The organism is Acetatifactor aquisgranensis (assembly GCF_943193215.1).
GTDB lineage: Bacteria > Bacillota > Clostridia > Lachnospirales > Lachnospiraceae > Acetatifactor > Acetatifactor aquisgranensis.
In genome coordinates this window covers 35,894-60,197 of sequence record NZ_CALPDH010000014.1, presented here as the reverse complement: position 1 = coordinate 60,197, position 24,304 = coordinate 35,894, and the positions used below count along the sequence as shown (strand labels likewise).

26 protein-coding genes and 1 tRNA gene are annotated in these 24,304 nt (G+C 44.9%); 19 read left to right on the top strand and 8 right to left on the bottom strand.

The window, feature by feature from the left end:
* The first annotated feature begins 138 nt into the window (after positions 1-138).
* The 4 genes from NFS35_RS13495 to NFS35_RS29290 are packed head-to-tail and all read left to right on the top strand — an operon-like array spanning position 139 to position 3,619.
* Positions 139-1,974: a DUF6020 family protein gene (locus NFS35_RS13495; RefSeq protein ID WP_330640206.1), complete on the top strand. Its 1,836-nt coding sequence runs from the start codon at positions 139-141 to the stop codon at positions 1,972-1,974.
* A complete protein-coding gene (gene rsmG / locus NFS35_RS13490) occupies positions 1,971-2,693 on the top strand; it encodes a 16S rRNA (guanine(527)-N(7))-methyltransferase RsmG (protein ID WP_251207645.1) in 723 nt (240 codons plus the stop codon). The genes NFS35_RS13495 and rsmG overlap by 4 nt, the downstream gene beginning before the upstream one ends.
* 36 nt (positions 2,694-2,729) lie before the next feature.
* Entirely contained in the window at positions 2,730-3,251 is a 522-nt protein-coding gene (locus tag NFS35_RS13485; RefSeq protein WP_251207644.1) for a hypothetical protein, read from the top strand.
* Between the two features lie 11 nt (positions 3,252-3,262).
* Complete coding sequence (locus NFS35_RS29290) at positions 3,263-3,619, top strand: response regulator transcription factor (protein WP_330640205.1); 357 nt, start codon at positions 3,263-3,265, stop codon at positions 3,617-3,619.
* A gap of 57 nt (positions 3,620-3,676) precedes the next feature.
* Here NFS35_RS29290 and NFS35_RS13475 read toward each other — a convergent pair whose 3' ends face one another.
* Positions 3,677-5,134: an arylsulfatase gene (locus tag NFS35_RS13475; protein WP_251207643.1), complete on the bottom strand. Its 1,458-nt coding sequence runs from the start codon at positions 5,132-5,134 to the stop codon at positions 3,677-3,679.
* A 228-nt stretch (positions 5,135-5,362) separates the two neighbouring features.
* On the opposite strand from NFS35_RS13475, the gene NFS35_RS13470 reads away from it, so the two are divergent.
* The gene (locus NFS35_RS13470) at positions 5,363-6,277 is read left to right on the top strand and encodes a ribokinase (RefSeq protein ID WP_251207642.1); all 915 of its coding nucleotides are present in this window, start codon (positions 5,363-5,365) and stop codon (positions 6,275-6,277) included.
* A 59-nt stretch (positions 6,278-6,336) separates the two neighbouring features.
* On the opposite strand, the gene NFS35_RS13465 is transcribed toward NFS35_RS13470, so the two are convergent.
* Both NFS35_RS13465 and NFS35_RS13460 read right to left on the bottom strand, forming a co-directional pair.
* Positions 6,337-7,488: a Gfo/Idh/MocA family protein gene (locus tag NFS35_RS13465; RefSeq protein WP_251207641.1), complete on the bottom strand. Its 1,152-nt coding sequence runs from the start codon at positions 7,486-7,488 to the stop codon at positions 6,337-6,339.
* A gap of 42 nt (positions 7,489-7,530) precedes the next feature.
* Positions 7,531-8,334 (bottom strand): sugar phosphate isomerase/epimerase family protein, encoded by an 804-nt coding sequence (locus tag NFS35_RS13460; RefSeq protein WP_251207640.1) that lies wholly within the window; start codon positions 8,332-8,334, stop codon positions 7,531-7,533.
* Positions 8,335-9,252: 918 nt separating this feature from the next.
* Here NFS35_RS13460 and NFS35_RS13455 point away from each other — a divergent pair.
* The 7 genes from NFS35_RS13455 to NFS35_RS13425 all read left to right on the top strand — a co-directional run bounded on the left by NFS35_RS13455 (position 9,253) and on the right by NFS35_RS13425 (position 15,153).
* Positions 9,253-9,735: an NADAR family protein gene (locus NFS35_RS13455; protein ID WP_251207639.1), complete on the top strand. Its 483-nt coding sequence runs from the start codon at positions 9,253-9,255 to the stop codon at positions 9,733-9,735.
* Between the two features lie 600 nt (positions 9,736-10,335).
* On the top strand, positions 10,336-11,097 hold the full coding sequence (locus NFS35_RS13450) for a ParA family protein (RefSeq protein ID WP_251207638.1): 762 nt from the start codon (positions 10,336-10,338) through the stop codon (positions 11,095-11,097).
* A gap of 39 nt (positions 11,098-11,136) precedes the next feature.
* The gene (locus NFS35_RS13445) at positions 11,137-12,060 is read left to right on the top strand and encodes a ParB/RepB/Spo0J family partition protein (RefSeq protein WP_251207637.1); all 924 of its coding nucleotides are present in this window, start codon (positions 11,137-11,139) and stop codon (positions 12,058-12,060) included.
* Between the two features lie 106 nt (positions 12,061-12,166).
* The gene (locus NFS35_RS13440) at positions 12,167-12,703 is read left to right on the top strand and encodes a DUF4446 family protein (RefSeq protein ID WP_251207636.1); all 537 of its coding nucleotides are present in this window, start codon (positions 12,167-12,169) and stop codon (positions 12,701-12,703) included.
* 42 nt (positions 12,704-12,745) lie between these two features.
* A complete protein-coding gene (serS, locus tag NFS35_RS13435) occupies positions 12,746-14,032 on the top strand; it encodes a serine--tRNA ligase (RefSeq protein WP_251207635.1) in 1,287 nt (428 codons plus the stop codon).
* A gap of 28 nt (positions 14,033-14,060) precedes the next feature.
* Positions 14,061-14,960, top strand: a complete 900-nt coding sequence (locus tag NFS35_RS13430) for a DUF3881 family protein (RefSeq protein ID WP_334303558.1) — start codon at positions 14,061-14,063, stop codon at positions 14,958-14,960.
* 119 nt (positions 14,961-15,079) lie between these two features.
* A tRNA-Arg gene (locus NFS35_RS13425) sits at positions 15,080-15,153 on the top strand.
* A gap of 259 nt (positions 15,154-15,412) precedes the next feature.
* Here the strand turns inward: NFS35_RS13425 and NFS35_RS13420 are convergent.
* Positions 15,413-16,723, bottom strand: a complete 1,311-nt coding sequence (locus NFS35_RS13420; RefSeq protein ID WP_251207633.1) for a site-specific integrase — start codon at positions 16,721-16,723, stop codon at positions 15,413-15,415.
* Positions 16,724-16,733: 10 nt separating this feature from the next.
* Positions 16,734-16,946, bottom strand: a complete 213-nt coding sequence (locus NFS35_RS13415) for a helix-turn-helix domain-containing protein (protein ID WP_251207632.1) — start codon at positions 16,944-16,946, stop codon at positions 16,734-16,736.
* 169 nt (positions 16,947-17,115) lie between these two features.
* Here NFS35_RS13415 and NFS35_RS13410 point away from each other — a divergent pair, with 169 nt between their 5' ends.
* The 3 genes from NFS35_RS13410 (at position 17,116) to NFS35_RS13400 (ending at position 18,741) form a co-directional block, all read left to right on the top strand.
* The gene (locus NFS35_RS13410; protein ID WP_251207631.1) at positions 17,116-17,814 is read left to right on the top strand and encodes a helix-turn-helix domain-containing protein; all 699 of its coding nucleotides are present in this window, start codon (positions 17,116-17,118) and stop codon (positions 17,812-17,814) included.
* 166 nt (positions 17,815-17,980) lie between these two features.
* The gene (locus tag NFS35_RS13405) at positions 17,981-18,175 is read left to right on the top strand and encodes a hypothetical protein (RefSeq protein ID WP_251207630.1); all 195 of its coding nucleotides are present in this window, start codon (positions 17,981-17,983) and stop codon (positions 18,173-18,175) included.
* On the top strand, positions 18,175-18,741 hold the full coding sequence (locus tag NFS35_RS13400) for an ATPase (protein ID WP_251207629.1): 567 nt from the start codon (positions 18,175-18,177) through the stop codon (positions 18,739-18,741). Before NFS35_RS13405 ends, NFS35_RS13400 begins: the two co-directional genes overlap by 1 nt.
* A 123-nt stretch (positions 18,742-18,864) precedes the next feature.
* On the opposite strand, the gene NFS35_RS13395 is transcribed toward NFS35_RS13400, so the two are convergent.
* Positions 18,865-19,197: a helix-turn-helix domain-containing protein gene (locus tag NFS35_RS13395; RefSeq protein WP_251207628.1), complete on the bottom strand. Its 333-nt coding sequence runs from the start codon at positions 19,195-19,197 to the stop codon at positions 18,865-18,867.
* A 145-nt stretch (positions 19,198-19,342) separates the two neighbouring features.
* Between NFS35_RS13395 and NFS35_RS13390 the strand changes: the two genes are divergently transcribed.
* Together NFS35_RS13390 and NFS35_RS13385 are read left to right on the top strand one after the other, a co-directional pair.
* Entirely contained in the window at positions 19,343-19,522 is a 180-nt protein-coding gene (locus NFS35_RS13390; RefSeq protein ID WP_251207627.1) for a hypothetical protein, read from the top strand.
* On the top strand, positions 19,500-19,916 hold the full coding sequence (locus NFS35_RS13385) for a hypothetical protein (protein ID WP_251207626.1): 417 nt from the start codon (positions 19,500-19,502) through the stop codon (positions 19,914-19,916). Before NFS35_RS13390 ends, NFS35_RS13385 begins: the two co-directional genes overlap by 23 nt.
* Before the next feature lie 3 nt (positions 19,917-19,919).
* Here the strand turns inward: NFS35_RS13385 and NFS35_RS13380 are convergent, their stop codons facing one another.
* Positions 19,920-20,144, bottom strand: a complete 225-nt coding sequence (locus NFS35_RS13380) for a helix-turn-helix transcriptional regulator (RefSeq protein WP_251207625.1) — start codon at positions 20,142-20,144, stop codon at positions 19,920-19,922.
* Positions 20,145-20,302: 158 nt separating this feature from the next.
* Here NFS35_RS13380 and NFS35_RS13375 point away from each other — a divergent pair, with 158 nt between their 5' ends.
* A complete protein-coding gene (locus NFS35_RS13375; RefSeq protein WP_251207624.1) occupies positions 20,303-21,073 on the top strand; it encodes a hypothetical protein in 771 nt (256 codons plus the stop codon).
* Between the two features lie 202 nt (positions 21,074-21,275).
* On the opposite strand, the gene NFS35_RS13370 is transcribed toward NFS35_RS13375, so the two are convergent.
* Positions 21,276-22,166, bottom strand: coding sequence for an AraC family transcriptional regulator (locus NFS35_RS13370; RefSeq protein WP_251207623.1), 891 nt, complete (start codon positions 22,164-22,166; stop codon positions 21,276-21,278).
* 788 nt (positions 22,167-22,954) lie between these two features.
* Here NFS35_RS13370 and NFS35_RS13365 point away from each other — a divergent pair.
* Complete coding sequence (locus NFS35_RS13365; RefSeq protein WP_251207622.1) at positions 22,955-24,262, top strand: MATE family efflux transporter; 1,308 nt, start codon at positions 22,955-22,957, stop codon at positions 24,260-24,262.
* Positions 24,263-24,304: the final 42 nt, after the last annotated feature.

The window sequence follows — 24,304 nt, the reverse complement described above, 5'->3', positions numbered from 1 at the left end:
TTTATATGTTGATTATAATAGATTATTGTCAATCTGTCCACTCAATTTAATAATCTCTGTTAAATATATACGAAATATTATATTAAATGACGAAAGTATGATATACTGATTAGGACAGTGAATTCAGGAGGAAATGAGATGAGGAAAATTATAAAGGAAAGACGACAGATTGTTCTGACAGCACTGGCTTTGGCAGGAACTTACGGGGTATGTTATCTGCTGGAACTGGCAGGAACCATATACTCTGATTATAGTATCATGTCAATGTTTCTCGCGATAGCCGTATATATTTTGCTGAACAGAGTCCGTCCTGAACAATCAAAAAAGCATTATATCTGCGCATTTGTGATTAGTTTCATCTTTTCATTGACTCTGATACTTGGTTATCAATTGGACAGTCATGGAATGACGGATTATGGAATAAGCGGAAAGGTATTGATTTTATTCCGTTCTGCCTGTCTGGCAATAGTGGTATTTCCTTTTGGCGATATGCTGTTTCATGTCATAGAAAAAATTCCCTCATCTATGGAGCGGAAAGGAGATGTATGGAAACAGGGAGATGTCTTCTGGATATCTTTTGCTGTTATTTTTCTGATGTGGATTCCGGTGTGGATGGCATATTATCCTATCGTCATGTCCTATGATTTTCACAGGCAGGTAAATGAGGCTTATAGTGGTTGGATATGGTTCAATTCATACCAGCCATTGATTCATACCTGGCTGATATGGCTGTTTTTACAGATTGGAGGGATTTTCGGTTCTAATGAGATAGGTATGGGGCTGTTCACTTTGTTCCAGATGCTGCTGGTATCTTTGTCTATGGCATATGCGTGTTCTGTCATATATAAAATGATGAAAAGAAAGTGGGCGGTCATACTAACTGTGCTGTTTTACGGAATATTTCCATTTTGTTCCGTATCTATGATGGTAGGGACCAAGGATGCCATTTTCAGTGGATTGTTTCTGACATTTACCGTATTACTGGTGGATAGAAATTTTTATCATACAAACCGTAAATGGCAGATGGAAATACCTATGGTGGTCACTGCGGTATTGATGGCTATGTTCCGATATAATGCTGTCTATGCCATGGCGGCGTTTGGCGTGTCCTGTTTGATTTTTGCAAAGGGAAAGGAAAAGATAAGACTTTTTTTACTGTGTGCTGTCATGACGATGGGAGGCATAGCCGCGAAAGAGGGGATACAGGTTGGCCTGGGGACAGAAATCCGCGGCAGTTCTGTAGAAAAATATAGTGTATTGATTCAGCAGTTTGCCAGAGTGGGATATTATCATGGAGATAATATGGATTCGGAGACCTATAAGCTGGTAGATAAATATGTGTCGGCAGAGTCCTGGGAGAGGCATATGCCGGCTCTGGCGGATGCCTCCCGTACAGGAGTGAGCTTTTCGGCGGTATGGGAGCCGGATATGGGACAGGTCTTTAGAGATTGGTTCAGGCTGGGTCTAAAATATCCCAATGAATATATAGATGCTTTTTTATGTCTGACAGAGGGGTTCTGGTTTGTGGATGACAGGACTTATTGTGAAATGCAGGGGTGGGGAATAGAAGGAAACAGGCATGGAGCTATTTTTACAAATAATTCATCAGCTTCGGATACTTATGAAGGAATTCAGCATATATCAAAATTCCCCTGGCTGGAGGAAAGACTGGAGGATATTGTCAGCAATAACGCATTTTATGATTGGCCTGTTATTTCAGTTCTTTTTAAGCCCGCTGTGTATATCCTGTCATTTTTAATGATTCTGGTAGGGCTGTTGTATAAAAATATGAAAAAACAGGCATTTATCTGTCTGTTTCCATTGATTTATTTTGGTACGATGTTGTTGGGGCCTGCGGTTCAGTTTCGTTATGTGGTACCATTTATGATTACGGTTCCTTTTTTGGCAGCGCTCTTTTTCATTCCTGAAGGACTGGAAACGGATGAAAAAACAGAGATAGGGGTGGTTGGATGAATCAATATGATACAAGGGATTTTAAGAAAGATTTAGAGGCATTCGGTATTGTTCTTTCAGAGAGGCAATTGGAGCAGTTTCTCAGGTATTATGAGATGCTGGCGGAATGGAATGACAGGGTGAACCTGACAGCCATCACGGAATATCAGGATGTCTTAAAGAAGCATTTCGTGGACAGTCTGTCCCTGACGAAAGTATATGATTTAAGACAGAATTATAGTATCGTAGATGTGGGAACGGGTGCAGGTTTTCCAGGTCTTGCATTGAAAATCGCCTTTCCCGGCCTTAAGGTAACATTGCTGGATTCCCTGAACAAGAGGATTCAATTCCTGGATGCGGTCATAAAGGAACTGGGGCTTCAGGGTGTGGAGACGGTACATGGCAGGGCGGAGGATTTGGCAAAGCCCGGGAAACGGAGGGAATCCTACGATCTGTGCGTATCCAGGGCTGTGGCCAATCTCTCTACTTTATCGGAATATTGCCTTCCTTTTGTAAAAAAAGGCGGGTTGTTCATAGCCTATAAATCGGAAAAGGCAGTTTCGGAAATAGAGCAGGCGGAAAAAGCTATCTTTTTGCTGGGGGGCAGGATAAGGGAAAGGACGGAATTTACATTGCCGGATTCTGATATACACAGAAGTCTGTTCGTCATAGAAAAGAAGAAAGAGACGCCGGAAAAATATCCCAGGAAAGCCGGTCTGCCCTCAAAGGAGCCTTTGTGAGAACTTCCGGGAAATTTTGGAAAGGCAGGAAATATTATGAAATCAGAAGACCGTAACGCTTTATTTGAGATGCTGAATGAATTCCGCAGAGAAGCGGCGGAGATGGAGGTGCAGATACAGGAGCATCTCGGATGTATCCGGGAGGCGGAAGTATATCTGCGGGTCTTTGAAAATCTGGAACCGGAGGATAAAAAGGTTTTTTCTCCCAGAAAAATGGAAATACTGTATAAGGAAGAAATAGACAGGATAAAGGAAGAAAAATCCTCCCATGAGGAGCGGAATCGTGGTTTATGTGCCAGAAAAGCTGTCATAGACGGGAGAATCGAGAAGCTGGAAACTGTCCTGAACCATGAGAAGAAAGATTCTTCTTCCAGAGCAGATGCGGCAAAGAAACAACAGAATGCTTCCGTGAAAAGATTGAAAGAAATAATCGGGAAAATCGAGAAAAGCAGTTTATTTATCGAAAAAAGCCCCATGCAGGCCAGACAAGATTTTGCCATCATAGCGAAATCTTTGAGAGAGATTGTGGATAAAATGCAGGATGATATTGTAAGATAAGGAGCAACCGGTTGGGCATAAAAGTAATGTGGGAAGAGGGACATGTGCTGGCAGAGGCAGGAAGCTGGAAGGAATGCGCTGAAATGCTGTTGACTCTGCAGGGAGAATTGGAAAAAAGATTTCCCGTGCCTCGGATTCTGATTCTGGAGACGGCAGCGGAGGATATGGCGGGAGACGGATTGGAAGCATTGACAGGCCGTGAGAAGGAAATATTGGCCCGGGTGACAGAGGGGATGTCCAATAAAGAGATTGCCTCTGTTCTGCATATCAGTGAAAGGACAGTGAAGAACCATCTTTCCAATATATTCCGAAAGCTGAATGTGTCGGACAGGACGCAGGCGGCGATTTTAGCCTTGCGGAATGTTTAAGGTTAGGTTTTAAGGTTCGGGCAGAACCATTTTCGGTTCTGCCCGTGTTTTTGTTCTTTATATCCTTTCGTATGGCGGCAGAAAAGACAGGCAGCTTTTCTGCTCTTTTCCGGCAATCAGCTGTTTTCCGTCAGTATATCCTTCCTCTCTTCCTGTCAATTCCCTGATAAGAATCTGACGTAAACAGGAAATCCGTTCCTGACAGTCAGGGTCTGTTATGGCGTCATGTTTTTCCTGAGGATCTGTGTCCAGCCGGAAATACTGTTCCTTTCCGGATTCCATGAACCAGCAGTATTTATCCTGTTTTGTGACGATATATTGATTGCCCAGGTCTCCGCCGCTGTGCTCCCCGTGGAGATATTCCCGCCCGCAGTCATGGAGCAGGGAAAGTCCGTCGATTCCCTCAGGCGCTTCTCCTCCTCCCAGTTCCACCAAAGTGGGGAGAATGTCCCGCAGCTCCGCCAGCTGGTCGCATACCGTGCCGGGAACCATGTCCGGCGCGTTGGCGATAATCAGAGGGATTTGGATGCTTCCCTGATAAGGACGCGTCTTCCGGAAAGTATGATGGTCCCCCAGAAGTTCTCCATGGTCTGACGTAAATAAAATAACGGTATTTTCGTAAGAACTGTCATCTTTCAGGGCATCCACCAACCGGCCGATCTGATTGTCGAGATGGGTGATGCAGGCGTAATATCCAATCTGGGCCTGGCGCATCAGCTCAGGATCGACGGAACCGGTGTCGGCATCGGTCCGCCTGCCGAGGCGCTGCAGGCGTTCTTCATCCGCCCAGCCGCCGATGACAGGCGGCGTCAGCTTTTGATTCCGGTAAAGGTCGAAAAAGTACCGGGGCGCGTCAAAGGGCGGATGAGGCCTGAGATAGGAGGCCATGAGGAAGAAAGGCTTCGAGCGGTCCCGGCGGCGCAGAAAATCGATGGATCTGTCCGTGACCCAGTTGGTGGGATGAAGCCTCTCTTCATACATCCAGGGCCTTGCGGTAAAGGAATTGCACTCCAGCCCTTCGTCCGTGACATCTCTGTCGATGCCAATCTGGGACTTCAGCCAGTAGAAATAGTCGTCGGCGATTCTCTGGTTTTCCGCGTAGGGTACATTTGCGCCGCGGTAGGCGTGGAGATAGCCGTCATGGAGATCTATATTATGGAAACCCATCAGATTCCTTAAGGGATGGACATGCATCTTTCCCACGCATTGCGTGTAATAGCCTGCCTTTGACAATTCTCCGGCTATGGTCACAGGATAATCCCAGGGCACTCTGTCCATATAGCCCACCCGCCCGTGGTGCTCGGGAGCCAGGCCGGTGTGCAGAGCGCAGCGGGCGGGAATGCAGCTGGGACAGGCGGTGTAGGCATTGCTGAAACGTACACCGTTAGACGCTAAATGGTCCAGATAGGGAGTCTTCACATCGGGATGTCCCGCGATTCCCAGACAGTCTCCCCGCATCTGATCCGTCATGATCAGCAGGATGTCGGGCTGTTTCTTTTGGGTTTTCTTTTCCATATGATTGCCTTTCTTTTTCGGGCTTTTTGTTAAAATCTTTTATTAATGTTCAGTATACTGGAAAAACAGAGGACTTGCAATGTGATTTTTACAAATAACAGGCGCATTTATCTGAAAAGTATGATACAATGACCTTATTCGCGGCAGAAAGCGGCCGTATGGCCATCAATACCATGAGCGTTGCTGTGCTCATGATACAATGACCTTATTCTAGGCAGGAAGCGGAAAATGGAGATAGAAAGCGGTGAGGTAAGCAGAATGAAGATACTTAATTTTGGATCGCTGAATCTGGACTATGTCTATCAGGTGGAGCATTTCGTGCAGCCGGGAGAGACATTGAGTGCGCTTTCCCAATGTGTCAATTGCGGGGGAAAGGGCCTGAACCAGTCCGTTGCCCTGGCAAAGGCAGGGGCGAAAGTGTATCACGCAGGCTGTATCGGGACGGGGGGAGAGCGCCTGGCCCGGGAGCTTTCGGAAAGCGGTGTGGATATTTCCTGTCTGGTCACTGTGGAGGATATCCAGGGAAACGCGATGATACAGGTGGACAGGAGAGGAGAGAACTGTATATTGCTGTTCGGAGGCTCCAATCGTGCCATCACGCCGGCAATGGTAAAGAGGGTCATCTCCCGGTTCGAACAGGGAGATTATCTGGTGCTCCAGAATGAGGTGAGCTGTATTCCCGAGATGGTGGCGGAGGCCAAAGAAAGGGGAATGAAAGTAGTCTTGAATCCCTCTCCCTTTGAGTTTTCCCTTTTGAATCTGGATTTTGACGCCATTTCCTGGCTGCTGGTGAACGAGGTGGAGGCAGAGCAGATTTCCGGCCAGAAAGACCCGGATGCCGCGTGGCAGCTGCTCCATGAGAGATATCCTGTTCTGAGTATGGTGGTGACGCTGGGGAAAGAGGGCGCTGTCTGTTATACGCCGGAAAATAAAGTCAGACAGGAGGCTTATCCCTCGTCCGCGGTGGATACCACGGCGGCGGGAGATACTTTTACGGGATATTTCCTCACTACATTGTCTCAGGGGATGGAATTGCAGGAATGCATGCGCAGGGCGTCCATGGCGGCGTCCATCAGCGTATCCCGGGCAGGAGCGGCAGCGTCCATTCCGAAGCGGCAGGAAGTGGAAGAAGCGCTTGCATAAAAAGAAGCTGCCACAGGGAAATTCCCTGTGGCAGTTTTTGATTTGATAGTCTAAAGAAGTCAGATTTCAGGAATCTCAACCTCAATCTCATGTCCGACGGCATTGGACTTGACGATACCGTCGATAATGGCCTGATTGTAGATAATCTGGCTGGAGGGAATGGTAGCGCCGCCGCCGGTCTTCACTGCGGTCACGAAAGAGCGCAGCTTTTCGTAGAACAGGTCGCCGCTGGGATCCAGGGGAATCTCGGTGCAGGTAGGCTTTCCGGCAATGGTCTTGTAAATCTTCAGAGGCTTGTCGAAATCTCCGTTCCAGCACTCGGTGGAGGGAATCTTCAGTCCGCCTTTGGTTCCCAGGATAAGCGCGTCTCCTGCAGTGTCCATATGCATCGCCCAGGAAATGCGGAAGTCCAGCATGATGCCGCCCTCTAAGCGGACGAAACCTGCGGCGAAATCATCCACGCCGAAGACATCGGCATACTCCGGATGACCGGGGTAGGTGGCGGGATCCTTGCCGAAGAAATCGGAAGTATAGCCGGTTACGGTCAAAGGCCTGGGATAGCCCACGGCGTTCAGCAGCATGTCCAGAGAGTAGCAGCCGATGTCGCCCATGGCGCCGATGCCGCCGGTCTCCTTGTCGATGAATGTGGTGCCGTAAGGGGTAGGGATGCCGGTCCTGCGGCCGCCGCCGGACTGGATATAGTAAATCTTGCCCAGCTCGCCGGAATCTACGATTTGCTTGATGCGCTTCATGTTGGCGCTCATTCTGGGCTGGAAGCCGATGGTGAGGATTTTGCCGCTCTTCTTCTCGGCGCGCATGACTTCCACGGCTTCGTCCACGGTAACGGTAAAGGGCTTCTCCAGCATGACATGGACACCGTGCTCCAATGCGTCGATGGCGCAGGGAGCGTGCTGACAGTTATAGGTGCAGATACTGACGGCATCCAGTTCCTCTGCCTCCAGCATGGCGTGTCCGCTTTCATAGCAGCGGACGCCCTCCAGCTTATTGGTCTTGCAGAACTTCTCGGCCTTGCCGGGAACCAGGTCAGCGGCGGCTACGATTTCCACATCGGGCATTTGCTTGTAGCATCTCACATGCTCCTCCGCAATCCAGCCGGTGCCGATGATGCCTACTTTTACTTTCACGCTGGCATCGATTTCGGGCTCCTCGTCATAGATGTTTTCAAAACGGTCCAGAATGTTTTCGCTCATGGCATGCTCTCCTTTTCAATTTTTATATGATGATGATTTTCTTTACAGAAAGGATCTCAGGTAACGGATGCTCATCTCGGCACATTCCATGGAAGTGCGGCCCATGCTGGGGCTGTCCTGCTCCACTACGAACCATGAGCTTCCGGCATCGTCAGCGGCATCGATGACGGAGGGAATGTCCTGCAGTCCGTAGCCTACAGGGCGGAATTCAAATTTGCTGGAGGCCTCTTCTTTCTTCTCATCCGTGCCAATCAGGCCGTACATATTTTCAGACTTCTGGCCTGTGAAATCTTTCAGATGGACAATAGGGGCTCTGCCGCTATACTTGCGGATGTATACAGGAGGCTTCTCGCCGCCTACATTGACCCAGCACACATCCAGTTCTGTCTGAAGCAGGTCAGAGGGAACTTCCGCATAGTAGGCATCCAGGATATATCTGTCATTGATTTTTTCAAATTCAAAGTCATGATTGTGATATAACAGCTGCATCCCGCGGGCCTTGCAGCGCTCGCCTATTTTACGGATGCGCGCGATGACTGCGTCCAGTTCCTCCTGATTCTTAGGGCCGGTGAGCCAGGGAATAGCGATATACTTCATGCCTGTGGCAGCATAATCGTCCAGAATCTTGTCGTCCTCCAGCTGATCGATAGGGACATGGGCGGAGACCAGTTCCAGACCGGTTTCGTCCAGGATTTTCTTGGCTTCTACAGCGGTCATGCCATAGGTTCCGGCCAGCTCCACGCCGTCGTACCCCATTTCCTTTACCTTGCGCATGGTACCCGTGAAGTCCTGTTCAGCGGCATCACGGACAGAATAGACCTGTAATGCGATAACACGTTTTTTCATACTTATGTTCTCCTTTCAATAGATGAGTGTTCCGATTTGGTAATCTCTCCTGATTACTATGTTAAAGAAAGCGGAGAAAAAATGATAGTTTACTTTTGCTATTTTATACATACGATTCTGCTATATTGATTGTTTTTCTATTATTTTTACCCAGAATTCATCTTATTTTCAGTTGTTTTTCTGTGCATATGGTACTACAATGTACTACAATGATTATACTACATAGTGCCGAAATTATCATATTGCATTGGTTAAATGTATGAGGCTGGCTGATGCAGTCAGGCCGCGCGGAAATTTTATTTCTGATGGTTCCGGAGTCTGTGGTACCGGGATTCCCTTTGCGAGCTGTATGCAAACTGCTGTAATGACGATGATTTGGTATTGCGTTTTACAAAGAGGAAAGAGTTGGGTAATCTGCAGTGATGTAGATAGTCTATTCTGCAATATGATGAAAATGTTTCACGTGAAACATTTTGCTGAACTTTTTTAGGGTACAAGATAATGTTTCACATGAAACATTTCGACGCAAGATATTGTAACAAATATGTGGAACATTGATTGTGGTGTGAAACATCAGACATCCAGGGTTCGAAGGTAAACAGGGCTGGCATTGGCGGGATGATTCATTTGTAAACGTCTGAGGAAAATTATGGAAGTTGGCAATACAGATAAGGTCCAGTGTTTTGTTATTTGCTGACCCTTGTAAGGCGATAGGTGGGTTTGTTTTTCTGCTTTCTATTTGAAATTATGTACCCAGTAAGAGAAGATATGCGTTCATTATACTGCTTAACAGTTAGGAATTCCAAGTGACCAGACTATATAACGTTTTCGTATATGTTTAACCAATGCTGTATAGTAAATTCTTGCGCTATGTAGTATAATGTGTAATAAAAAGTCAGGATTGAGAGGGAAGATTATATGAAAAAAATCATATGTTTTCATAACCCGGATGAAATGAATGGATATTTAAGCAATTGGTATCTCTCGGATTTTTATATGGGTGGTATTCAGTATTCTTCTATGGAACAGTATATGATGTATCAAAAGGCATTGCTTTTCGAGGATAGGGAGATAGCGGAGCAAATCCTGCATACTCAAAATGTGGGAAAAATCAAAGCATTGGGAAGATCCGTGATGAACTATGAAGATTTAATATGGAATGGTATGCGGCAGCTTATAGTCTATCAGGGATTACTTGAAAAATTTCGGCAGAATATAGAATTAAAAGAGAACCTTTTGGCTACGCAGAATCATATATTAGCAGAATGTGCGGTTCAGGACAGAATATGGGGAATTGGCCTTTCTATGAAAGATGAGAGACGATTTGATACAAATAAGTGGCAAGGACAAAATTTATTAGGATTTTCCTTAATGAGAGTTCGTACAGCATTAAATGCATAAACATTTATTGAAATTTCCAGAACAAGAGGTGAAAACATTTTTACGAAAAGGGAGTTCTCTTTTTTGAAGAAGATTCTTTTTTCGCGAAATGTACTCTTTTGGAAGGTTTTTTATATACAAGACTCATTTCTTATGGACATATCAACAAGATTCAGAACATTTTGAAATATGGAGGTAAGATAGAATTATAAGGGAGAGGACTCTGCGCCCTGAATTCCATAGCCCCGAGGAATACCGAGCAGCGGGAAAAACGGAATGTCAGATGAAGTAAATGTCTGATAATTTTTGACAGTGATGGTAAAGATATATTTTCTGGTAAGCTGACTGCATAATGTTAGCCATATACGTTTGATCAATGCAGTATGGTGAATTCTGGTGTTATATAGTATAAACTTCGAATATTGAAATCAGTGCCGCCCTGGGGGCACTGAGTGTAAAAATGTAAGCAGAAGCAAACAGCGGATAGTAAAATAAATGTTTCACGTGAAACATTTAAAAGAAATCAATCCTATTTGAAAAAATATTGTTCAACTTATATATAGCTATCAGTATAGATTAGTGCTATAATAAATAAGCGAGTCCAAGGAAAGGAGACCAGCCATGGGAAAAACGATTGCGATAGCAAATCAAAAGGGTGGTGTCGGGAAGACTACTACTGCCATCAATCTTTCTGCATGTTTGGCAGAAAAAGGCAAGAGAGTACTGATAATCGATACTGACCCACAGGGAAATACGACCAGCGGCTTCGGCATAGATAAGAACAATTTGGAGAATACAATATATGAACTGATTCTCGGCGAATGTTCCATCAGTGACTGCATCATAAAAAAGGTTGTGGACAATGTTTCGGTACTCCCTTCTAATGTAAACCTCGCAGCCGCCGAAATCGAACTGATAGGCATTGACAAAAAGGAATACATATTAAAAAAAGAAGTAGATTATATTAAGGAAGAATATGATTTCATCATCATAGACTGCCCGCCATCTCTGAATATGCTGACCATCAATGCCATGACCACAGCGGACAGCGTATTGGTTCCTATCCAATGCGAGTACTATGCGCTGGAGGGATTGAGCCAGTTGATTCATACCATCAATCTGGTAAAGGAGAGATTGAATCCTGACCTTGAGATGGAAGGAACCGTATTCACGATGTATGATTCCCGGACGAATCTGTCCAATCAAGTGGTAGAGAATGTGAAAGAGAATCTGCATCAGAAGATATACAATACTCTGATTCCAAGGAATATCCGTCTGGCTGAGGCACCCAGTCATGGAATGCCCATCAACCTGTATGACGCAAAGTCGGCAGGCGCTGAGGCTTATATGCAGCTGGCCGATGAAGTAATCAGCAATGCATGACTGATTTGAGAGCATCACAGGTGGAGAGAAAGGAGCAGTATGGCGGGAAAAACAAGAGGACTGGGCAAAGGCCTTGACTTATTAATACCGGATGCGGTAGGAGAAGCAAAAGCAAAAAAAGAAACGGCTGAGACAGTTCAGGATTCAGGTAATTCTTCGGCAGACGGCTCGCGGGAGACCCTTGTGAAGATTACCGCAGTGGAACCGAACCGGAAACAGCCCCGGAAGACTTTTGATGAGGATGCCCTGCAGGAATTGTCCGATTCCATCAAACAAGTGGGACTGATACAACCCATCCTGGTTCAGGACAGAAAAGACCACTATGAAATCATAGCCGGTGAGCGGAGATGGCGGGCGGCCAAACTGGCAGGTCTGAAAGAAGTGCCTGTCATCATACGGGACTATTCCGAGCAGGAAATCATGGAAATCTCCCTGATTGAAAATATTCAGAGAGAGGACTTGAATCCCATTGAAGAGGCTCAGGCTTATAAGAGGCTGCTTACAGAGTTCAATCTGAAGCAGGACGAGGTGGCGGAGCGTGTGTCAAAGAGCCGCACGGCAGTTACGAACTCCATCCGTCTGCTGAAGCTCAGCGACAGGGTGCAGCAAATGGTCATCGACGATATGATAAGTACCGGGCACGCAAGGGCGCTGCTTTCCGTAGAAAATCCGGAAGAGCAGTTCGAGCTGGCCCAGAAAATATTTGATGAGAAGCTCAGCGTGCGGGATGTGGAGAAAATGGTGAAGAATCTCCATAAGCCTGAAAAGGCTAAGAAGAAGCCGGACGATAATACAATGCAGGTGATTTATCAGGATATTGAGGACAGGCTGAAGCAGAGACTGAGCACAAAGGTGACAGTGACTTCCAAAGGGGAAGGTTCTGGGAAAATAGAAATCGAATTCTATAATCATGAGGATTTGGACAGACTGTTAGACATGATAGGAAATCACTATACTACATAACGCCAGAATTTACCATATTATATGGTTAAACGCATATGGCTGGCGTTATGCAGTCAGATTACTCGGAAATTTTAACTTAAGCAGTATAATATACTAAAGGAGACATATGAATACGATAGGATGCAGTGCATTTTTAAATCAGATCGGACTGGGTTCCATTGATTCGGAGTATCTGGCACTAGGGATACTGGTCCTGGCGGTTCTGATATTGATTCTGCTGATACTTTTGATAGTGCAGATTTTCAAGGTAAATAAACTGAAGAAAAGGATTGACCAGTTCCTGCTTGGAAAAGACGGAGCGTCGCTGGAGCAGGATATCCTGAAGCTGTTTGAGGACAATAAGTTCCTGCGGAAATCGGAGGAAAAGGACAGGAATGATATCGACACCATATTCAGGCGCATGCAGACCATGTACCAGAAAATGGGATTGGTGCGGTATGACGCTTTTAATCAGATGGGCGGGCAGCTGAGCTACAGCCTGGCGCTGCTGGACGAGAATGACAATGGATTTATCATCAATTCCGTCCACAGCACGGAGGGATGCTATTCTTATTCCAAGGAAATCAGGAATGGAGACAATAGTATCTCATTAAGCGCAGAGGAAACAGAGGCTCTGGCTATCGCAAAAGGAAAGGCAAACTAAGGAACCACAGAGTGGTTTCCAGACAGAAAGGTTGGAGGAGATATGATTGACATTAAATTTCTGCGGGAGAATCCCGATATCGTAAAGGAGAACATCAGGAAGAAATTTCAGGACGAGAAACTGAGTCTGGTGGATGAAGTGATTGCGCTGGACGCGGAGAGCAGAAAGGCCAAGCAGGAGGGGGACAACCTCCGCGCTGCCAAGAATAAGATTTCCAAGGAAATCGGCGCGCTGATGGCTCAGGGCAAAAAAGAGGAAGCACAGCAAAAGAAAGCGGAGGTGGCAGTAGGTGCCAAGAGACTGGCGGAACTGGAAGAACTGGAGCCTCAGCTTCAGGAAAAGATTACGAAGATTATGATGGTCATCCCCAACATCATAGACCCATCGGTTCCCATCGGTAAGGATGACAGCGAAAATGTGGAAATTCAGAAATACGGTGAGCCGGTGGTGCCGGATTTTGAAGTGCCTTATCATGCGGATATCATGAACCGCATCAATGGTCTGGACAAGGATGCGGCCGGGCGTACCAGCGGAAACGGATTCTATTATCTCTGCGGAGACGCGGCGAGAATCCATTCGGCTATGATTAGTTACGCCAGAGATTTCATGATTGACAAAGGCTTTACCTATTGTATCCCTCCATTCATGATTCGCAGCAGTGTGGTGAACGGCGTCATGAGCTTCGCTGAGATGGAGGCCATGATGTATAAGATTGAGGGAGAGGATTTGTTCCTGATTGGGACTTCCGAGCATTCCATGATCGGTAAGTTCAAGGGTCAGATTGTCAATGAGAACAGTCTGCCGGTCACGATGACTTCTTATTCTCCCTGTTTCAGAAAAGAAGTGGGTTCCCATGGAATAGAGGAGAGAGGCGTGTACCGCGTACACCAGTTCGAAAAGCAGGAAATGGTGGTGCTCTGCAAGCCTGAAGAGTCCATGGATTGGTACAATAAGATGTGGACCTATACTGTGGAATTTTTCCGCAGCCTGGATATTCCTGTGCGGACACTGGAGTGCTGCAGCGGGGATTTGGCGGATTTGAAAGTGAAGTCCTGCGATGTGGAGGCCTGGAGCCCCAGACAGCAGAAATATTTTGAAGTAGGTTCCTGTTCCACTTTGGGGGACGCCCAGGCCAGGAGGCTCGGTATCCGCACCAAAGGGGAAAATGGTACTTACTATGTGCATACTTTAAATAATACGGTGCTGGCATCTCCCAGAGGATTGATTGCATTTTTGGAGAACAATGTAAATGAGGACGGCAGCATCGATATCCCTGTGGCGCTGCGGCCGTACATGGGCGGCAAGGAGAAGATTCTGCCCAACGGATGAGACAGCATCCATCACAAGACGGAAGAAGGTGAGATTTTTGCATAAATATATGCGAGCGGTTGGCTTCAGCAAACTGGAAAGCCGCAAAAGGCTGCAAGAGCTTCTGACAGAAACCATCATAAACGCCGACAGGCGCGCTGTCACCAGAAATCAGGAAAATCAGATTCTGGGGGAATTCTGCAAGGATTTCGCCAAGGGTCTGGGAATTGCGGTGTGCGGGGAATTTGATGAAGATGAGCGCTTCACCTATGAATACTATTTTCCGTATCTGGATGGCAGCGGCATTACCTCCTATGAGGATGTATCGGTGGAGAGGCATGCGGACAAGGAATCATTCGCAGGCGTGTGTGATGACATTAAAGTCGGAATGTCGCTTATATTTTATCTAAAAAACAAAATCCCTTATGTCAAGGCAATGGCGGAGGATTTGCTGCCTGTGAAAGGAACCTCCCTGACTCTGTCCGCCTTGTCCGTCAGCGGGACTATTATGCTGCCCATCAAAAAGGATGAGCAGCAGGTGGAACGGGTAAAGCAGGCTTCTGCCACAAGGAGCTCTCTCATGGCGGCGGCCAGAAAAGGAGACGAGGAAGCCATCGAGACGCTGACTCTGGAGGACATGGATATGTACACTGCCATATCCAGGCGGATTCAGAAAGAGGATGTGTTCAGCCTGGTGGACACGTATTTCATGCCCTATGGGGTGGAGTGCGACCAGTATTCCGTACTGGGGGAAATCGTGGGAATGCGGACGGCCATCAACCAGATAACGGAAGAAAAAATTTATATTTTAACAATTTGCTGTAATGAGTTGACATTTGACGTTTCTATTAATATAATAGATATATACGGTGAGCCCCAGATTGGCAGAAGGTTCAAAGGAGTCATCTGGCTGCAGGGGAGCATCAATTTTCCCGAAAGCTGTGTGTGAGCGTCGGGAGGGAAGATTTCACACAAGTCCTCGTAGCTCAGATGGATAGAGCGACCGCTTTCTAAGCGTTTTGCCGGGTGTGTGCCTTTCCGTTAAGTATTTGGTTTATTTTGTAATAAGTTTCTGTAGCTCAGCAGGATAGAGCGTCCGCCTCCTAAGCGGAAGGCCAGCGGTTCGAATCCGCTCAGAAACGTTCGAGAGAGTAGTCAAGCCCTTGATTTACAAGGTGTTTGGCTATTTTCTTTTTCCTTGAATGTAATGTTTTACTGCCATAACCGGACAGGAAATCCGCTAACAGGCGGTTTTTCCGTTTAGCATGGGCAGAGATAAAAATCCGCTAACATTCTTTATGAAACAGGCGCATATGGTTGAGTATCCGCTAAAAAACGCTAAAAACAGGAGAATAGCATAGGAATTATATGTACCATATGCACCTATACAGCAGGAAAAATTCATGATTCATTATCCTGTGCGCTTTTGTCTAGTTTGGAAAAAATATTGTTTCCCATGGTGATAGTGCTTTCCTGTCTGTCCTCGTCCACTGCATCAAGATAGTGTTCCAGGAGAACATTACTGCTCTTATCACCCATATCCCGCTGTACGGCCTTTATGTTTTTGGAAATGCGGTATTTTGCAGTTGCCCCGGTATGACGCAGACTATAGAAATCAACTTCTGGAAAATTGTTCTCTTTGCAAAACCGCTTAAATTTCTTACTCACCATGCCATGGGTATAAGGCCGTCCGTTCTCCTGTGCCAGAACAAGGTCAAAGTCCTGATAGGCACTGCCGATTTCCTGTTTCCATTGCGTCTGAACCGCTTTGTGTTCAATCAGCAGGTCGCGAACCTGGGGGGACAGGAAAACAGAACGAATACTCTGCTGTGTTTTTGGTTTTTTCAGCACCTCTACCGTTTCCGCATTTAACTTCATATTGGGGAATGTCAGGTATATTTTTGTTTTTGTTGCTTCGATTGCGGACTTATTCAGTCTGGCCAGTTCCTTTTTGATATGGACAATGGACGGCTCTGAATCATCAGGAGATTTTTTCAGGGATATACAATCCCATGTAAGTCCAAAAAGTTCTCCTGACCGCAATGTGCAATTCACCATAAGACACATCATAAGTTTTAAGTCTCTGTCCTGGCAAACGGTAATCGCCCTTATGAAATCTTCCTCTGACCAACGCTTCCGGGGATTTTTCTCTATCTTCGGAAGCTTCAGGCCGGATACGGGATTAGAGGGGATTAACCGCAAAAATATCGCATAGCGGAAAGCGGGAGATAATATTTTGTTAATATCCCTGATAGTCCTTGCGCTGATATATCCCGGTTCGGAAAGGTGGTTTCCGGGTACGGCCTTTTTCGTTTGCAGGTCGGCATAATATTCCATGAGGAACGGAGTGTCTACTTCTAAAATGGGACAGTCCCCGATAAAGGGGATAATGTAGTTCCGAATCAGTCCCATATTGGCATGGTAGGTTCTTGCTTCCCATTCGGCGTATTCATTGGCATATTTCAGTACAAGGTCTTTGACGGACATTTGGCTGTAGTCTTTTACCTTTTTGGAGTAGGCAGAACTTTCTTGAGGTTTATATTCCCTGTCCTCTTTTTCTGCCTGTGCCACATCGTCAAGAAGAAGCCGTGCTTCATTCGTATCTTTGCAGGGATACCATTTCAGGTGTTTCTTTCCGTCACTGCCTGTTATGCGATAGACAATGTAGTATTTTACGGAGTTCTTCCGCTTTTTAGTATGAATGGAAGCCATGTTATCCCCCTTACATTAAACCGTTTGTTTCCAGAAATTCCTGAAAGGATTTTCTGGAAATCAGCAGGGAATTTCCGATACGGATAACCTGAAAGGGCTTTCCTTTTGAGGATTCTGCCTGCCGGACAAGGTTGTATGCTGCAGAGCGGCAGATACCCAGTAAGTCGGCACATTCTTCTACGCGCAGGGTAAGACAGTTGGAAGTTTCTGTGTTTTTAGTCATGTTGCGTTCCTCTCTTTCTTTTATTTGTCTGGATTTCCAAACAGTGTCTTTATGTTCGTATAGTATAATGTCACACAAACGTGTTGTCAAGTATAAATTATATTTTTATCTCATTTGATTTTCCCATGTATAAGAGGTATAATAATAGAAAACCTATAAGGAGTCAGGCATGGCATTTTTTGATAGGGTAGAAAAAAACTTGGATAAAGACAAACATTCCGCAGGAATGAAGATGCGAAAAATGCGTCTTATGAAGAATATTTCTGTGAAAGAAATGGGCAACGCATGTGGTGTGAATGATACGGCTATCAGAAATTATGAACTTGGAATAAGACAACCGTCTGATGAAAAATTATCTGGAATTGCTGACTGCCTTGGAATCAATGTTTCTGCGTTATATGACCGAAAAATAAAAACATATGAAGATGTTATACATATTTTGTTTGAATTAGAAGAAGATTATGGAATTTCCCCATTTGAGGTGAAAGAAACCCCATTTTATGGCATTATTTCTCAAGACGAAATTCTTGCAGAATGTTTCAAAAAATGGTATGAAAAACGAAAAGAATTGGAAAATCATGAAATAAGCAATAATGAATATGATTGTTGGAAAAGTTCCTTTCCATGTGATGATAAAGAATTTCCTTATAGTGGGATGGAGGTGAAACGAAGTATACTTAATGAGCAGGAAATGAGAATAGAGATAAAACGGCTTTTAAGGGAACTTGGGTGGATTATTTTTGACAAATTGGAGTTGATAGAGAATAACGTGGAAAAAGGGAATATAAATACTGCGCTTCATATGATTGATGAATTAAGAAAAACAGTGCGTCATCTGTTAGAAAGTGAAGCAGAAAAATTTACTTAAAATCGGGTTATTAAAACAGTGCGTATTCAGCGTGTACACGTTTTTACCAATGACAGGAGTAGAAGATTACCATATTGCCCATACAGAGCCGTAAAAGTGCCTTATACAGCGTGTACACAAGTTTTAAAAGGAAGCCATTATAAACAAACAGGAAAGGGAAAGCAAAATGGAAGAAAGGAAAAAAATAGATGAAGTCCACAGAGCATATGAAATCTGCAAAGAGGTATTTTCCCCCACGGTGGGAATCATAGAGGCCGGTTTGGAGATTGAGGACAAAGAGGAGTATGAGTTTTATAAAATGGCGCATGAGTTCTTTTTCCAGAAAAGGCAGAAAGAACTGATTGCAAAGGGGATATACTGATGAAAAAAGTCTATACCCTGATTGCGGGAGTAAATGGAGCGGGAAAATCTACATTTTACAATCTGGGAACCATATTGCCCCGAGACCAGAAAAGAATCAATTCTGATGAAATCCTAAGAGAGAGCAAGGGGGACTGGAAGAATTTGCGTGACCAGTCTAATGCCATGAAAGAAGCGGTAAAAAGGATAAAAACATATTTGCAGGAGGGCATTTCTTTCAATCAGGAAACCACATTGACAGGAAGCAGTATTATCAATAATATCCGAAAAGCGAAGAACCTGGGATTTACCATAAGAATGTACTATGTGGGACTGGAAAGCGCGGATTTGGCTGTGGCAAGGGTCGCTGACAGGGTAAGGGTCGGCGGTCATGGAATTGAGGAAAAGGATATACGAAAAAGGTATGAGAGTTCATTGCAAAATCTGAAAACAGCCATACAGTTATGTGACGAGGTTTATGTATATGATAACACTGTAAGTTTCCGGCAGGTGGCTATCTTTAAGGACGGGGTGAAGATAACGGATACGGAAATGTGCGGTTGGTTAGAACATGCCCTTGCAGAATGAACAAATGTTTACTATACTGGTAATCTTGTAAGAGGGATTTCCTGATGTATGTACAAATACAGGCATGGAATTATGCAATCGGTATTGTACAGATAGATGGAATTAATCCCTCTGTTTTATTATTCATTCTTCTTTATTCTGAATTTCCAGAAGTTGCTCAATTTGATTAAGAATATATTTTTGGTATTCCGGCTTCAGCCTTTTAAATGTGGCAAAAGCCAATTCAACGAATGGGTCTGATTCTTCTTCGAACATGGAGCCGTCTCCTGTTCTTAGCCAATTTTCCCTGACATGGAAAGTAATGCAAACAAGACGTATTAAACGGTCATTTACGTTGCGTTTTTCCAGTTCGATTCCGGCAATATATCCATTAGAAATTGATATTTCTTTCGCAAATTTAGCTTGGGACAGGTTTAACACTTGGCGTACCTGTTTTATTCTATGATTTATTGACACTGGATTTCTCCCCTTTCCTATGTAACTTACAGTATCATATTTTTACTTACAATGCAAGTGTATATAATAGAACTAAATCTTGACATACTTATATAGTTATGATATTCTACTCACATAGAAAGCATATGCAAAAGAAAGGATACATATGGACAAAGAAGATATGAATGACTTTATTCTGAAATTTAAAAAACTGAACAAGGAAAATCAAAAGTTCATAATTGCGATACAACAGGCTATGTATTTTGCCCAGACTTCAGAAAGCAGATTAGATGAAAAAGGTGATAAAAAGAAAGGAAACGCCTATGAAACCGGAATTATACAATGACCTTAAAAAATACGCCTACAGTTCCTTTGAGTATGCCCATGCGGGATTATATATACTGCTCAAATCCGACAAAAACTTTGCGAATCATATGGAACGCAAATATCGCCTGAAACAGTATGAACAATCCGGGGACTTTTACATGACGGCAAACGAGAGATGGTTTCACCTGATTGGATTCATAGACGCTATCGTCAGTTTCCAAAGGGGGAACCTTTTCAAGAATCCGGAAACATTGAAGCAGGAGCTGACAGAGACTTATTTTGGGGACGGAGAACCCCTTAACGAAGAAGACCTTAGCGATTATCAGGACGGCCTGGTGGGGATTGACGAGGAAATGGGATTGCTTGGTCACTGTTATCTATGCTTCGAGTGCGGGGAAGAATGGGCAGAATAAGACCTAGCGGAACTCAAACAGCTTGTCTATCGGGACTTCCAGGGTCTTTGCAATGCTGAAAATCACGTCAAGGGAAACAGCGCAGTCATTATTTTCAATCCGCGACATATGGGTACGGCTGATATCAATACGGTCTGCCAACTGGATTTGGGAAAGTCCCCGCTCTTTTCGGTAGTATGCGATGTTCAGTCCCAGTTTCCTGTATTCTTCACTGTGCGCTCGGTTCATATGCTATCTCACCTCCATCTATAGCATATGAAAAAAGTCTGCTTTTTACGACAACTTAAAAAATAATAAATGTTATATTACACGTTACATATATAGCATATAATATGATATAATCCACTTGATTCGTACTCACGGTGAGGACGGGAAAGGAAAAAATTATGAAAAGAAGAAATATTAGAAAACCCATTGTTGTGCTTGCCCTTGTCGCCGCCATGCTCTTTCCGACAGCGGCTAATGCAACGGAAGCGCAGGACGGCGGAGACAGCGGGAGCGTCATTCTGAACGGCGGCACGGGCGGCGAAGCCGGGAACGCAGAAGCGCAGGAAGTTTACCAGGAACTCCTTGACAGCGTTTCCTTTATCGCCACTGACCCTACATGGAGCAACATCATGAACATCAAGGGCGTGACCCAGCTTGTCTATGACGCAACAATCCCGGAGAGGGATGGGAAGATACCCTTTGAAGAACTTTCCGATTTTGACAGGCTGATTTACGAACTCACCTATTGTTGCTTTGCGCCGCTGAAATCTGCCAATGGAAAGTCATGGGAAACCGCAAAGACAAGCCAGGAGAACCTTGCCTATCATACCTATGGAAGTTTCCTTGCTTTCATGCCGGATACGGGGAATAACCGGGAAGCCGTCAACGCCGCCTTTCAGAAATTGTGGGATTGGCAGTATGCGTACATTCTGGAACATGACGAGCCGTATGACTTTGTTGACCAGTGTACCTATTCCGATATGTTCCCCGGCAGTGAAGATAATGGTTCCGAAGCCGAAAGCCTGACACCCCAGGAAAGTGAAGAGATAGAGGAAATCCTGAACGAATTGGATGAAAGCGATGGACATGATTTCTCTCAGAGAGGCTTTGCTGTCTGCGAAGTTCGGAGCAGGCGGTATATTCGGTGGTGCTGTCGCGGGAGACGGTGAGATGCTTCTTTGGTATGAGGCCGCATTTCATGGAAGGCAAGATGGCTGCATGGTAGAAGAGCTACTGCAAACGCTGCTCAAAATCCCCTGGCTTTCTTCTTACATATCCGTTTTAAGCTGCACATTTGTGTAGTTGCTATTTTTAGTCTGCGAATTTAATCTGTAGGAAAGCTACAGTAGATGGGGACTTTATTTCGCCGCGTTACACCTTCTGGAGCCTTTCCATCTCCGCGGTTTTTCTATACATGAGAGGCGTTTGGCTGTATTTTTTTGAAAATGCCCTTGTGAAGTAGGATTGATTGTGGAAGCCACAGTTCCCTGCAATATCAATCACTTTGAGGTTCGTTTCTGACAGCTGTTTTGCAGCCAGTTCAAGCCGGTAGGACACAAGATAAGCTTTAAAGCTCATTCCAGTCAGTTCCTTAAATAATTTCATAAAATGACTTTCTGAAAAACCGCACTGACTGGCGATTTCGCAGATGGAAATATCATGGTCGTAAGACTCTTGGATGTAGTATAGGGCTTTTTTTAGGCGGCTGTAAGATAACTGTAGGGAACAGTTGTCACTCGTGGTGGTACTGTTCTGGTTCATGTGGTGAAGCAGCAGAAACAGATTGGATTTGATGCACAACTCATATGTGGAATAGCTTTCCTCGCGATGTGCATACATGGATAAAATGCCTGGTGCCACTGTCTGGTTGAAGGGGGATCCAGCCGGATAAAAGCAGTCCATTGTCTTTTCACCTTTCAAAAAGGGGAGGACATACTTAGCGTAGCAGGGATCTTCTTCAGTACCCTTGAAGAGGGAAGCGTGAAACATGATATTGAAATATTCTCCACCTTTGGAGCTGTTTTGCTCGATGGAATGAACCGCATGGGGAAGGATAACGATTAGATCCTTGTCATGAAGGACATGGGCCTGTCCCCATAGTGTGATCTGTATCTGGCCCTTCATACAATAGATGATTTCAAAGTCATCGTGCCAGTGCAGGGGGAACGAGCGGAGCCATTCCGGAATGCGCCCATGATAGACTGAGTATGGAAAGGCGGCGGTTCCATGTATTTTGGTTTCCTGTAAAGGTGCATAATCCATTATTCTCCTCCGAATCATTTGCTCATATGTGTAATTCCCAATGCCATTCAGATATGCAAAGGTATTTGCTGGTTTTTATAAAAATAGGATTGTGTCAAAATAGTAAGGATATACTACAAGAATTATAAAGTATTTAAGAGTAAAATACAAGTATCCACATATATTCATAATAATTTTACACGCTATTCCATTTTATCAATATGTATGGTACTCGCTGCAGGCTGTTATGAAATTATACAGGCTGCAGCGAAAAATGGGGAGGAGGAATCACTATGGAATATATGGCAGTCAGACATTTTACGGATAAACGGTACTGCGTGAACTGTCTGAATGGGCAAATAACAAGGTGGTTTACCAGGTGTTTTTCTCCAGCTTTGCCACGGACAAAGAAGTTTCCGCAGAAGAATGGTATTATGGTGATGAAGTAGGAATAGACGGCGGTGCAGATTCGGACTGCAGACGCGATATGCTATGGGATGAGGCCAGACAGAATAAAGAGTTGTTCCGATATTATCAGACGCTGAATCAAATTCGTCATGCGTATCTGTCATTAACAGGGGGTAGGATTTCCAGACAGTATGTGAATGATAACAGGGGACTTATTTATATGGAAAGGAAACTGCAGAAACAGCGTATGATTGATTTTTATGTCTACAAAAAGGCAATGTGTAACTATAGGCATTAAAGGGCATGAAGGATTTTGTGAATGGAAGGGCTTTTGTGGGCAGATGAGGCAGTTGTGCTTGTAGAATAGATGAAAGATAGAAAAACGGGGTGCTGGCTGGGAAATGAAATCATTAACAAAGTTATTCATACCGATTGCGTTGGAGACATTGTGCTATATACTGGCTGGAATGGTCGATACCATGATGCTGTCTACCGTTGGGGACAATGCGGTTGGGGCAGTAGGGACGGCAAATACTTACATCAATGTATTCATAATCATGTTTGGTATTGTATCATCTGGAATGATTGCCGTGATGACACAGTATATTGGTGCAGAAAGAACAGGAGTGGCGTATCAGGCAAGACAGCTGGGCGCTGTTTTGAATCTGGCACTCGGAGTAGTGCTTTCTGTGTTTTTGTTTGTTTTTTCAGAGGATGTTCTGGAGATTGTGGGTGTGGCGCCGCTTTTGATGGACTATGCAAAGACGTATCTGAAGATTGTGGGCAGCTTCTGCTTTGTGAATGCGCTGATTCCCATATTTTCAAGTTATCTGAGGGCATTTGGTTATACGAAACAGCCATTGATTGCCACTGTCTTGTCGAATGTGTTGAATTTATGCCTTAACGCAGTTTTTTTGTTTGTCTTTCACAGCGGCGTTGCTGGTGTTGCGGCTGCAACCGTTATATCGCGTTTCCTAAATCTTGCGATTGTTATTATATCTTCCGGGCGTCTGGTGAAACCGGATAAGGAAACGGACCATCTGGGTAACAAAGAGGTCTTTGTCCAAATCATAAAAGTCGGACTGCCTTCTGCTATGGAGACAGCATTCTACAATGTTGCGATGACACTTACCATCCGCTTCCTGAATCAGATGGACGATGCGGGGCTGAATGTGACGGCAAGGGCATATGCGGCACAGATAGCCAATTTTTCATATTGTGTGGGTGTGGCGCTTGCACAGGCTAATGCCATTCTGGCAGGGTGGCGGATTGGCGGGGGCGATTATGAAGCCTGTGATAGGGAGACCAAGAAAGCAGCCTGTATTGGGATATGTGTTGCGTCAGGGCTTGAGGCGGTATTTGCGTTCAGTTCGGATTATCTAGTCCGGATTTTTACGGAAGATGCGGAGATGATTGCCTTGGTAGGGAAACTGCTGGAGATTGATATTATTTTGGAGGTGGGACGTGTGACGAATCTTGTCTTTGGACAGGCGTTAAAGACAAGCGGGGACGCACTGTACACCACGGTTATCGCAGTTATTTTTATGTATCTGTGCATGGTGGGAGGTACATGGCTTTTTGGTATCCGGATGAATATGCTTGCGGCAGGCGCTTATATAGGGCTTGCCGGAGACGAATGTGTCCGTGCGGTTTTTATGTTTCTGCGCTGGCAGTCAGGTAGGTGGAAAACGAAAGGTTTTATCAGGTAGCAATGTTACAGCAGTTCAATCACTGCCATTTAGTGTCTTGTA